The 11,100-nt window shown below is 68.0% G+C and carries 11 protein-coding genes; 7 read left to right on the top strand and 4 right to left on the bottom strand.

What is annotated here, in order from left to right:
• The 4 genes from NBV68_RS13090 to NBV68_RS13075 form a co-directional block, all read left to right on the top strand.
• On the top strand, positions 1–824 hold an 824-nt coding region (locus NBV68_RS13090), incomplete at its 5' end, for a glycosyltransferase family 4 protein (RefSeq protein WP_296310478.1).
• A 91-nt stretch (positions 825–915) separates the two neighbouring features.
• Positions 916–1,998: a CaiB/BaiF CoA-transferase family protein gene (locus NBV68_RS13085; RefSeq protein ID WP_296310477.1), complete on the top strand. Its 1,083-nt coding sequence runs from the start codon at positions 916–918 to the stop codon at positions 1,996–1,998.
• Positions 1,998–2,447, top strand: coding sequence for a MaoC family dehydratase (locus NBV68_RS13080; RefSeq protein ID WP_296310475.1), 450 nt, complete (start codon positions 1,998–2,000; stop codon positions 2,445–2,447). Before NBV68_RS13085 ends, NBV68_RS13080 begins: the two co-directional genes overlap by 1 nt.
• Positions 2,448–2,490: 43 nt before the next feature.
• A complete protein-coding gene (locus NBV68_RS13075) occupies positions 2,491–3,084 on the top strand; it encodes an exopolysaccharide biosynthesis protein (protein ID WP_296310473.1) in 594 nt (197 codons plus the stop codon).
• A 212-nt stretch (positions 3,085–3,296) separates the two neighbouring features.
• On the opposite strand, the gene NBV68_RS13070 is transcribed toward NBV68_RS13075, so the two are convergent.
• From NBV68_RS13070 to NBV68_RS13055, 4 genes are read right to left on the bottom strand one after another with little or no spacing between them, the layout of a single operon-like run.
• Positions 3,297–4,703: an efflux transporter outer membrane subunit gene (locus NBV68_RS13070; protein WP_296310471.1), complete on the bottom strand. Its 1,407-nt coding sequence runs from the start codon at positions 4,701–4,703 to the stop codon at positions 3,297–3,299.
• A 4-nt stretch (positions 4,704–4,707) separates the two neighbouring features.
• Entirely contained in the window at positions 4,708–5,694 is a 987-nt protein-coding gene (locus NBV68_RS13065) for a biotin/lipoyl-binding protein (RefSeq protein WP_296310469.1), read from the bottom strand.
• Between the two features lie 45 nt (positions 5,695–5,739).
• Complete coding sequence (locus NBV68_RS13060; protein ID WP_296310468.1) at positions 5,740–6,471, bottom strand: ABC transporter ATP-binding protein; 732 nt, start codon at positions 6,469–6,471, stop codon at positions 5,740–5,742.
• Positions 6,472–6,485: 14 nt separating this feature from the next.
• Positions 6,486–7,622 (bottom strand): ABC transporter permease, encoded by a 1,137-nt coding sequence (locus tag NBV68_RS13055; protein ID WP_296310466.1) that lies wholly within the window; start codon positions 7,620–7,622, stop codon positions 6,486–6,488.
• 95 nt (positions 7,623–7,717) lie between these two features.
• Between NBV68_RS13055 and NBV68_RS13050 the strand changes: the two genes are divergently transcribed.
• From NBV68_RS13050 to NBV68_RS13040, 3 genes are all read left to right on the top strand, one after another.
• Entirely contained in the window at positions 7,718–8,380 is a 663-nt protein-coding gene (locus NBV68_RS13050) for a TetR/AcrR family transcriptional regulator (RefSeq protein WP_296310464.1), read from the top strand.
• 108 nt (positions 8,381–8,488) lie between these two features.
• Positions 8,489–10,456 carry an ATP-dependent zinc metalloprotease FtsH gene (ftsH, locus tag NBV68_RS13045; protein ID WP_296310462.1) on the top strand — a complete coding sequence of 656 codons (1,968 nt, stop codon included), beginning with the start codon at positions 8,489–8,491 and terminating at the stop codon, positions 10,454–10,456.
• A gap of 116 nt (positions 10,457–10,572) precedes the next feature.
• A complete protein-coding gene (locus tag NBV68_RS13040) occupies positions 10,573–10,935 on the top strand; it encodes a hypothetical protein (protein ID WP_296310460.1) in 363 nt (120 codons plus the stop codon).
• Positions 10,936–11,100 lie beyond the last annotated feature (165 nt).

Genomic DNA, 11,100 nt, shown 5'->3' with positions numbered 1-11,100 from the left:
TCGCCAATATCTGGGGCGATACCGACATCAAGTTCATCGCCGCGCGGAAGGACATGGCCGCCAAGTGGCGCGCGATCATGCAGGGCGCGCACCGGCTGCTGCCCTGCGCCCCGTGGACCGCCGGGCGCTTCATCGCCGATCACGGCCTCGATCCTGCCCGGGTCGAGGTGATGATGCCGATCGTCAAGCAGGAGGACATCCTTCCCCCCGTCATCACCGGCGAAGCGCGGATCGTCACCCTGTTCAACCTCGACCAGCACAAGCGCAAGAACCTCAAGGGCCTGCTTGATGCGGTGGTCGAACTGCGCCGCAGCGAGCCGCGCCTGACGCTCGACATCTGGGGCCGGGGCGATGCCAATACGCTGTGCGACATCGACACGATGATCGCGAGCCGCAATGCGCAGGGCTACATCCGCCTGTGCGGGCCGCTGCCGCAGGGCGCCTTCGAGAGCACCTTGAACGGCTACACCGCCTTCGCCATGCCCACCTTGCGCGAGACCTTCGGCATGGTGTTCGTCGAGGCGCTGCTGTGCGGGTTGCCGGTGCTGCACACGCGCGGCTGGGGGATCGACGGGGTCTATCCCGACGACACCATCGGCTATGCCTGGGAGCACGGCGTGCAGGCCGATATCGCCAAGGGCCTCGCCTACCTCATCGCCAACGAGGCGCGGCTCAAGGGCAACCTCGCGGCGATGTCCGGCGAGGGCGCGTTCGATCGCCACAAGCGCGCCGTGATCGTGGCGCAATATCGCCGCATCCTCGACGAGGCGACCGGCGGTGCGAGCGCGCCGGAACAGGCCGCCGCGCCCGCGCTGGCGCACTGATCCCACCTGCCACTTTTGGCTGCGGCCACGCTCGGCGCTTGCCCTCGGCTGGCAGGCGCGTCAGAGATTTTTCCCGACAAGGGAGAGATTCATGAGCAATGCAACAGGGCCGCTCGCCGGCCTTCGGGTTCTCGAGTTTGCCGGGATCGGGCCGGGGCCGCATGTCGCGATGCTGTTGGCCGACCTCGGCGCGCAAGTCGTGCGCATCGACCGGCCGGGCGGTGCGACGACCAATCCAGTGGTCGAACGCGCCCGCCACCGCTTGGCGCTTGACCTCAAGAGCGAGGAGGGCCGCGCCGCCGTGCTCGCCGCCGCCGCCAGCGCCGACGTGCTGATCGAAGGCTTCCGCCCCGGGGTGATGGAGCGGCTGGGACTGGGCCCCGACGACCTGCTGACGACCAACCCACGACTGGTCTACGCCCGCATGACCGGCTGGGGACAGGAGGGGCCACTGGCGCAGGCCGCCGGGCACGACATCAACTACATCGCGATCACCGGCGCGCTCGCCGCGGTGGGCAAGCCGGGCGAGACCGCAACCCCGCCGCAGAACCTCGTCGGCGATTTCGGCGGCGGGTCGATGTATTGCGCCTTCGGGATCATGGCTGCGCTTTACGAACGCGAACGCTCCGGCAAGGGTCAGGTGGTCGATGCCGCGATCGTTGACGGAGCGACCAGCTTGATGAGCTTCTTCTTCGGCGTGCGCCACATGCCGCACCTTTCCACCGAACGCGGCAAGGGGATGCTCGGCGGGGCGGCGCATTTCTACCGCTGCTTCGCTTGTGCCGATGGCAAGGAGATCTCCTTGGGCTCGATCGAACCGCAGTTCTACGCCGAGCTGCTGGCGCGGACCGGCGCTCCGGAGGAACTGGCGCAGGGGCAGATGAACCCGGCCAATTGGGACGATTATGCGGAACGGCTGGCGGCGCTGTTCCTCACCAAAACGCAGGCCGAGTGGTGCGCCCTGCTCGAAGGCACCGACGCCTGCTTCGCCCCGGTGCTCGGGATCGAGGAGGCGCGGGAGCATCCGCACATGCAGGCGCGGCAGGCCTATGTCGAGCATGACGGCATCTGGCACACCGCCCCGGCCCCGCGCTTCAGCCGCACGCCGGGCAGCGTTCGCTCGAGCGCCGATGACGGCGCCGATGTTGTCGCCAGCTGGCAGGGGGCCGCCTGATGGCCGGCAAGTTCTTCGACGAATGGCAGGTGGGTGAGCGCATCGAGCACCCGATCCGCCGCACCGTGACCGAGACCGACAACCTGCTGTTCTCGACGATGACCCACAACCCCCAGCCGCTCCACATCGACGTGGAAGCGGCCAAGGCCAGCGGGTTCGGGCAGATCCTGGTCAATTCCACCTTCACCTTCAGCCTGCTGGTCGGGCTGTCGGTGGGGGAGACGACCCTGGGCACGCTGGTCGCCAACCTCGGCTTCGACAAGGTGGTGACGCCCAAGCCCGTCTTCATCGGCGACACCCTGCGCGCCTCGTCCGAGGTCAAGGAGCTCAGGGAGAGCAAGTCGCGCCCCGATGCCGGGATCGTCACCTGGGTGCACGAGATGACGAACCAGCGCGACGAGGTGGTATGCCGCTGCGAGCGGTCGGCGCTGATCCAGCGCCGGGGTTGAACATTCTGCACCCCTGCCGTGTAGTCCTTCCTCAGGAGGACACATGGCCAAGGGCAAACACACAGACTCCATCGGCGATGTCGTCGACGGGCTCGAGGATATTGCGGAAAAGCAGGACAAGGTCGCGATCGACGACCTGCTCGACAAATTCGGCGACCGCTCCTTTGCGCCGCTGATGCTCATCCTTGCGCTGGTCGGCATCTCTCCGGTCGGAGGGATCCCGAGCGTGCCGACGATCATCGCCCTGTGCATCGCGATCATTGCCGCGCAGATGGCTTGGGGCCGCAAGCACGTGTGGCTGCCGGGTTTCGTCACCGGGCGGGGTGTCTCCTCGGACCGGCTCACCAAGGGCGAGGACAAGCTGCGCAAGATCGCCGACGTGCTCGACAGCATCGCCAAGGGGCGGCTCAAGTCGCTCGCCAGCGGTCCGGCGCGGCGGGTGGTGGCAGGGCTGATCGTGGTGCTGTGCCTTGCGCTGCCGGTGCTCGAGATCGTGCCCTTCGCGGCCGCCGCGCCGTTCCTTGCGATCGCGATGCTCAGCCTCGCGCTGATGGTGCGCGACGGACTGGTGCTGCTGATTGGCGGCGCGGTGGCGCTGGCAGCGCTGGGTTACGGGGTCTACTGGTTCGCGGCCTGAGTGTGGGGAAGGTGACAAAGGTTACAGTGCGTCAACTTCCCTACCGGAAAATAGCCAATGAAAAACAAGATCTTGCTACCTGAAGCGGCAAGCGGAGAGAAAGGTTTGCGGCGCAAAAACCGGCGTTTCGGCAGGTGCCGGTGCGTAAGGGAGGGGGCCGACGATGGCAAAGAACGCGTCACCGCTAGCCGGTCCGCGGCGAGTAGGAAAATCTACTGCGCCGCCATCACCTCGCCGCCCAGCGCCTGCCACAGCACGATCCGCGCCCGCGCCGCCCGGCCGAGCGCCGCAGCCGCGCTCTCGCCGCTCGAATCCGCCGCACGCCGCGCTTCGAGCACTTCGAGGAAGCTCGCCAGCCCCGCGCGGTAGCGGGTCTCGGCAATGGCGGCGGCACGGTTCAACTGGTCGCGCTGGGTGACCGCGAGCGCGGCCTCCGCATCGACCGCGCTGACAACGCCGTAAGCGGCTTCCGCATCGCCCAGCGCCTGATAGACCGCCCCGCGATAGGCCGCGAAGGCCGCGCGCTTGTTTGCGGCGGCTCCGTCGATCTGCGCGCCCACCCGGCCGAAATCGAGCAGCGGCCCGGCAATCCCGCCGGTCAGCGTGCCAACCACCGAATCGTCGAAAAAGTCCGCAGGCCGGAACGAGAGCAGGCCGATCACCCCCGACAGCGTGATGCGCGGGAAACGCGCGCGCGCCGCGGCGGCAAGGTCAGCGTCGGTCGCGGCGAGTTCGGCGGCGGCGGCGGCGACATCGGGCCGGTTGGCCAGAAGGTCGGAGGGCAGGCTGGCCGGAGCCGCCGCAGGGGCGAGCGCCGGGGCAGGTGCGGCAAGCGCGGCGCGCACGGTTGAGGCGTCCTGCGCGGTCAGCGTCACCAAGCGGCCGATCAGCTGCGCGCGCTCGCTTTCGAGCGCGGCGAGGCGGGTGGCCGAGCCGCTCGCGGTTGCCTCGGCGCGGACGCGATCGAAGCCGGGAGCGATCCCGGCATCTTCCCGCGCCTTGGCCAGGCCCACGAGCTGGCGCGCGGCGGCAGAATCGGCCAGAATCGCGGCGGCCCGGGCGTCGAGCACCCGCCAGTCGGTGATGCTCGCGGCGATCTCGGCCAGCAGCGCGAGGCGAACGCCCTGCGCCTGCGCGGTGGCGCCATCGATCCGCGCGAGCGCGGCGCGTTCCTGCGCTTTCAGCCGCCCGAAGATATCCGGGTCCCAGCTGGCGGTGATGTTCGCGCCGTAGGAGGTCTGCTCGCGCGGGATGAAGCCCTGCTGTCCTGCCTGCCCGAATTGCGCCGGGTTGATGCGGTTGCGGGTGACGCTGCCGTCGGCGGAGATGTTCGGCAGGCGCTCGGCCCCTGCGCCGCGGGCTCCGGCGCGCGCGGCGTCGATCCGCGCGGCCGCCTCGGCAAGGTTGGGCGCATTGGCGAGCGCGGCCTGCGACAAGGCCGCATAGGCCGGATCGCTCGTCGGCATCAGTGCAGCCAGTGCCGCCCCGGTCGCGGCCTCGGGCTGGTTGAAGAAGGCGCGCGGCAGCTCGGGCTGCGGCGTGGCGACCTCTGGGACGCTCGCGCAGGCGGCGAGCGCCAGCGGGAGCAGCGCGGCTCCGGCAAGAGACAGGCGGCGCATCGCCTCAGCCCTCCGTTTTGGCGGGCGCACCCGCCTTGGCCGGAATGAAGGCATCGATCTGCTGGCCGACGCGGAAGGCCTCGGACGGGGGCAGGGCGTAGATCAGCTGGAGCACGCGCACATCGACGCGCTCGGCGGCCGAATTGGTGAGCGAGCGCTTGGGCACCACCTGCGGCTCGGCGCGCACGAAGGTGGCCTTGACGTGGAGCTCGGCCGCGCCGCGCGGGGAAATGATTGCCGCCTCGCCCAGCGCGACGCGGGCGATCTCGTTCTCGTCGATGTCGACGCGCACGTGGAGCGGGTTGGTCTCGCCCATCTGGATGAAGGGGGTGCTGTTGCCGCCCCCTTGCGTGGAGACGAATTCGCCGCTGCGGATGTTGACCGCGAGAATCTCGCCCGCAATCGGCGCGCGGACCACGAGGCGCCCGATCTCGGTGCGCGCGGCGGCGGCGGCGGCCTCGGCCGAGGCCAGCCGCGCGCGGGCGACGGAGAGGCGGCTGGTGGCGGCGGCTTCATCGCCCTCGGCGCGGATCACCTCGGCGCGGCTGACCGCGGCGGGATCCGAGAGGTTGCGGTAGAGCGCGAGCTGCTGGCGCGCAGTCTTCTGTGCGGCGGCTGCCTCGGCGATCGAGGCGCGGGCCTCGGTGATGGCGGCGGTGGATTGCGCAAGGCTCGCCTGCGCGGCGCGGGCGTCGACCGTGAACAGCATGTCGCCCTTCGCGACGCGGTCACCCGGGCGCACGCGCACGTCGGTGACAAGGCCCGACAACGCCGAGCCGATGTCGATGATCTCGCTCGCCGGCTCGACGATCCCCGCGCCCGCGACCCGCGCCTTGCCGGCAAGGTCGCCGACCGCCTTGGGGGGCTGTTCGGTAGGCTCCGCGGTCGAGCGGTCGGGCAGGCCGACAAGAATCAACCATGCGGCGACCGCGAGGCCGATCAGCGCAAGCGCGGGCAGGATCTGGCGGGCAAAGCTTAGATTGCGGAGCATGGTGTCCTCGGCGGATTCGGGAGGGGGAGAGTTGCGGGGGAGGTGTCAGTGGTCATCGGGCATCTCCTTCCCGTCATGGGTGATGCTCCCGTCTTCCAGCACGATGATGCGGTCGGCGAGATCGAAGATGCGGTTGTCGTGGGTGACGATGATGCAGGCGCGGTCGGGGGCGACCGCGACTTCGCGCAGCAGGTCCATGACGCGGCGGCCCGAGCGCGCGTCGAGCGCGGCGGTCGGCTCGTCGCAGACCACCAGACGCGGCTCGTGCACCAGCGCGCGGGCGATGGCGACGCGCTGCTGCTGCCCGCCCGAAAGCTGGCGGGGGAGCTTGTCGGCCTGGTTGCCGATATTGAGCTTGTCGAGCAGCACCTTGGCCCGCTCGCGCGCTTCCTTGATCGGCACCCCTTGCGCGATCAACGGCACGGCGGCGTTGGCGGCGGCGTCGATCGAGGGGATGAGGTTGTACTGCTGGAAGATGAAGCCGATGTTCTGGAGGCGGAACTTTACCAGCTGCGTATCGGTCAGCTTGTAGATGTCGGTGCCGAACACCTTCACCTCGCCCTCGGTCGGGTAAAGGATGCCGCACATGATCGAAATCAGCGTCGTCTTGCCCGACCCGCTCTCGCCCACGACGTAGGTCATTTGGCCCGGCTGGATGTCGGTGTCGATCCCGTGGAGCACGCGGATGGTGGTCTGCCCTGCCTCGAAATCGCGGGTGATGCCGCGCGCGCAGATGGCGGCCTCTGGGGCGCAGTCGGGGATGGTTGCCTGTTGCATGATTGCGCCCTCGCTCACCGGAACACCGCCGCCGGTTCGGTCCTGAGCACCGAGCGGATCGTGACGAAGCCTGTCAGCGCAAGGATCACGATCACCGCGCCGAGGCTGATCAGCGGGATCTGCCAGGGGATGTAGAAGCCCTTGAAGAAGGGATTGGCGCCGAAGCCGCGGATGAAGGCGACCGTGCCGATGACGCCGAGGCCATAGCCGATCATGCCGACGAGGCCTGCCTGCGCCGCGACCATCTGCATGATCTTGGCATTGGTGACCCCGATCGCCTTCAATGCGCCGAACTGCTTGATGTTGTCGCGCAGGAACAGGCTGAAGGTGAGCCCCACGATCGCCACCCCGACGACGAAGCCGAGGAACACGGTGATGCCGAAATTGACGGGGATGCCGGTGTTCTCGATGATGAAGTTGACCCCGGCGCGCGAGAATTCGGCGCGGGTTTCGGCCTTGAGGCCGGTCTCCTTCTCGATCCGCGCGGCGACCTCTTCGGGCGTCAGGCCGCCGCTGACGCCGACCAGCACGAAGGACAGCCGGTTGCGGGTGCCGGGGACGAAGTTCAGGGCGTTGGAATAGCGGGTGTAGAGCACCACCGTGCTGGTGAAGCTGGGGATCGCATCGGCGATGCCGCGGATCACCGCGCGCTGGTCGTTGAGTTCGAGCCGCTCGCCGAGCGGGCTTGCGCCGTTGGAAAACAGACGGGTTACGCCGACATCGTCGATCACCACCGTATCGGGGGCGAACAGCACGTTCGCGTCGCTCGTCGCCATGCGCTTGGGCAGGCCGATCAGCGTCGCATCGTCGACCCCGACGATGCCCACGCCTTCAAGGTCGCCATCCTTGGTGCGCACGTTCGCCTGCGCGCGCAGGTGCGGCACGGCCCACTCCACCCCGGGCACCGAGCGCACCTTGTCGAGCGCGGTCGAGGGCATGGCGTAGCTCACATCGGTGGTGCGGCTGACCGGGTCCATCACCCACACCTCGGCCTCGGGCGCGTTGTACACCCCGCTCGCCCCGCGTTCGACGAGGTTGACGAAGATCGTCATCTGCTGGGTGATGAGCAGGGTCGAAAAAGCGATTCCGAACAGCAGCCCATAGAACTTCTGGGCGTCCCCGGTGAGCATTCTGATGGCGATCCAGAGCACGTTGTCAGGAACCTTTATCAGCGGGTGGGGTTGCGCCGGGGAGAGACTCGACGCATTATTGAACGGTCACGTTTAACTGAACGGAGCCGTTCACTTTGTCAATCGGGCATTCAGCCGACCCCGAAAAAAAGTCCGCTCGGCGCAAGGCCGGGCGCCCTCTCGACGCCGCCAAGCGCGCGGCGATCGTCGACACGGCTGCGCATCATTTCTTCCACCACGGCTATGCCGCCTCGGCGATCGAGCAGATCGCGGCCGATGCAGGCGTCTCCAAGGTCACGATCTACAACCAGTTCGGCGACAAGCGCGCGTTGTTCACCGCCGCGGTCGAATGCGAATGCGAGAAGATGCGCGGCCACTTCTCGCTCGACGCCATGCCCCAGGGCACAATCCGCGAGCGCCTGACCGCGATCGGCGAGGCGATCTACGCATTCCTGTTCCGCCCGGAAATGATCCAGTTCGAGCGCCGCATCGCCGCCGAGACCGAGATCGACCCCGCGATCGGCCTCGCCTTTCTCGAAGCCGGCCCATGGCGCATGAAAGAGGGTTTCGGCGCGTGGCTGGCGCGCGAATGCGAACTGGGCGAGCTGGCGATCCCCGATCCGCTCCTTGCCGCGGAGCAATTCGTCTCGATGTGCAAGGGCATGGGCGATCTCGAACGCCGCTTCGGTGCAAGCGTGACCCCTGCGGAGCGCGATCGCCGGATTGCCGGGGCGGTCGACGTGTTCCTTGCCGCCTATGGCACGGCCCAAAATCGATAATCCGCAAGGCTCTGTTCGAAAATTAGCATCAGCCCTGCGCCCGCGCATTATCTTGCCATTCACTCAGGCGCTCCTACATTGCGAAGCTGACGAAAGGATTCCCCGAGCATGAGTCAGCAGAACGATCCCCAGCCGCAAGGCGACGGCCCCAATCCCTGGATCAAGCAGCTGATGATCTGGGGCGGGATTTTCCTCGCCCTGCTGCTCGTGGTGACGATGTTCAGCGGCGCCGGTCAATCGAACGGCAGCGCGATGCGCTACTCCGATTTCCGCGCCGCGGTATCGCAGGGCGAGGTGCAGGACGTGCAGATGGGCAGCGATGTCATCACCGGCACGCTCAAGAACGGCGACAGCTTCACCACCGTGCCGGTGCCGAACGATGTCGAGATCACCAAGCTGATGGAAGAGAACGGCGTGCGCTTCACCGGCAAGCAGCGCGAAAGCCAGAATATCCTCCTGTTCATCCTGCTCAATTCGCTGCCCTTCGTGCTGATCCTCGGGATCGCCTTCTTCGCGCTACGCCAGATGCAGAAGGGCGGCGGCGGCGGCGCGATGGGCTTCGGCAAGTCCAAGGCCAAGCTGCTGACCGAGCGTTCGGGCAAGGTCACCTTCGACGACGTCGCGGGCATTGATGAAGCACGCGAGGAATTGCAGGAAATCGTCGAATTCCTGCGCGATCCGCAGCGCTTCTCCAAGCTCGGCGGGCAGATCCCCAAGGGCGCACTGCTGGTGGGTTCGCCCGGCACCGGCAAGACCCTGCTCGCCCGCGCCATTGCGGGTGAGGCGGGCGTGCCCTTCTTCACCATCTCGGGCTCGGACTTCGTCGAGATGTTCGTCGGCGTCGGCGCCAGCCGCGTGCGCGACATGTTCGAACAGGCCAAGAAGAACGCGCCGTGCATCGTCTTCATCGACGAAATCGACGCGGTCGGCCGTTCGCGCGGCCACGGCCTCGGCAATTCGAACGACGAGCGCGAGCAGACGCTGAACCAGCTCCTTGTGGAGATGGACGGCTTCGAAGCCAACGAAGGCATCATCATCATCGCCGCGACCAACCGCCCCGACGTGCTCGACCCTGCGCTGCTGCGCCCGGGCCGCTTCGATCGTCAGGTCGTGGTGCCGATCCCCGATATCGACGGGCGCGAGAAGATCCTCGGCGTGCACATGAAGAAGGTGCCGCTGGCCCCCGACGTGAACCCGCGCGTGATCGCGCGCGGCACCCCGGGCTTCTCGGGCGCGGACCTCGCCAACCTCGTCAACGAAGCCGCGCTGCTCGCCGCGCGCCGCAACAAGCGGTTGGTGGCGATGCAGGAGTTCGAGGACGCCAAGGACAAGGTCATGATGGGCGCCGAGCGTCGCAGCATGGTGATGACCGACGACGAGAAGAAGATGACCGCCTATCACGAGGCCGGCCACGCGATCGTGTCGGTGCACGAAGCGGCGTCCGATCCTATCCACAAGGCCACCATCATCCCGCGCGGCCGCGCGCTGGGCATGGTGATGCGCCTGCCGGAGCGTGACAGCTATTCCTACCACCGCGACAAGATGCATGCGAACCTCTCGGTCAGCATGGGCGGGCGCGTGGCCGAGGAGATCATCTTCGGCCACAGCAAGGTCAGTTCGGGCGCGTCTTCGGACATCCAGTATGCGACCAGCCTTGCGCGCAACATGGTCACCCAGTGGGGCATGTCGGACAAGCTCGGCCCGCTTCAGTACGAAGAGCAGTCCGAAGGCTATCTCGGCATGGGTCAGGCCCAGCGGACCTTCCGCTCAGGTTCGACCAACGAGCTGATCGACAACGAGATCAAGAGCCTCGTCGAAGGCGCGCATGCCCGGGCGACCGATATCCTCAAGACCCACGAGGATCAGCTCCACCTGCTGGCTCAGGCGCTGCTCGAATACGAGACGCTGTCGGGCGATGAGATCAACGCGCTGCTCGAAACCGGCAAGATCGACCGTCCGGATGCCCCGCGTGGTCCGGTGCTGGCCGCTCCGGTTCGTGGTTCGGCGATCCCGCGTGCGGGCAAGCGCTTCGGCGGCGCCAAGGACAGCGGCGACGAGGCGGCCCAAGGCGCCTGAGCCCTTCTGCAGCAATCACCAAGGGGGCGTCCGGAGCGATCCGGGCGCCCTTTCCTGTAGCGATTTCAGCGTCCGTTAAGTCGCCCGGCCTCAGGGCGGCGCGCGGAGGTGGGAACATGATCCTTGCACTGCGCTTGCTTGCCCTGACGATGGCTCTCGCGCCGCTCGCCGCCCCGCTGGCGGCGCAGCCTGCCGAGGCTGCCGCGTCCGTCACGCTCGGGGGGTGGATCGCGCGCGACCAGGCGATGGGACGGCTCGCGCCTTCGCCCGAGCGCACCGCCGCACTCGATGCCTTGCAGCACGACATTGTCGCAGCCCTGCGCACAGCGCGCGCGGCGGTGGAGGCGAAGGCCGCCGCCGGGCCGCAGCCCACCACCTGCCTGCCGCCGCCTGGCACGGTCGAGCTCACCTCGGACGAGCTCGGCATGTGGCTCTCACCCGCCCGGCAAGCGAACATGGCGATAGTCTGGCTGAGGTGATGGTGCGCTTTCTGGCGCACCGTTTCCCCTGCCGTTAGGCGGGTTCGGCTGCGTTCCGCGCGGCGAGCTGCGCCAGCTTGTGCTCGATTCCGTCCCACAGCCGCAGGAAGGCGAGCGCCGCCGGTGAGCGCGGGGCGAAGGCGCCCACCGGGCGGCGGTGCACCG

Origin of the sequence: Erythrobacter sp. (genome assembly GCF_023653175.1) — a bacterium.
Classification (GTDB): domain Bacteria; phylum Pseudomonadota; class Alphaproteobacteria; order Sphingomonadales; family Sphingomonadaceae; genus Erythrobacter.
This window is presented reverse-complemented; position numbering and strand designations above follow the sequence as displayed.

Excerpts from the sequence above, each read along its gene's own strand:
- NBV68_RS13085 (WP_296310477.1), top strand. The coding sequence starts at position 916 with ATGAGCAATGCAACAGGGCCGCTCGCCGGCCTTCGGGTTCTCGAGTTT.
- NBV68_RS13080 (WP_296310475.1), top strand. The coding sequence starts at position 1,998 with ATGGCCGGCAAGTTCTTCGACGAATGGCAGGTGGGTGAGCGCATCGAG.
- NBV68_RS13075 (WP_296310473.1), top strand. The coding sequence starts at position 2,491 with ATGGCCAAGGGCAAACACACAGACTCCATCGGCGATGTCGTCGACGGG.
- NBV68_RS13070 (WP_296310471.1), bottom strand. The coding sequence starts at position 4,703 with ATGCGCCGCCTGTCTCTTGCCGGAGCCGCGCTGCTCCCGCTGGCGCTC.
- NBV68_RS13065 (WP_296310469.1), bottom strand. The coding sequence starts at position 5,694 with ATGCTCCGCAATCTAAGCTTTGCCCGCCAGATCCTGCCCGCGCTTGCG.
- NBV68_RS13060 (WP_296310468.1), bottom strand. The coding sequence starts at position 6,471 with ATGCAACAGGCAACCATCCCCGACTGCGCCCCAGAGGCCGCCATCTGC.
- ftsH (WP_296310462.1), top strand. The coding sequence starts at position 8,489 with ATGAGTCAGCAGAACGATCCCCAGCCGCAAGGCGACGGCCCCAATCCC.
- NBV68_RS13040 (WP_296310460.1), top strand. The coding sequence starts at position 10,573 with ATGATCCTTGCACTGCGCTTGCTTGCCCTGACGATGGCTCTCGCGCCG.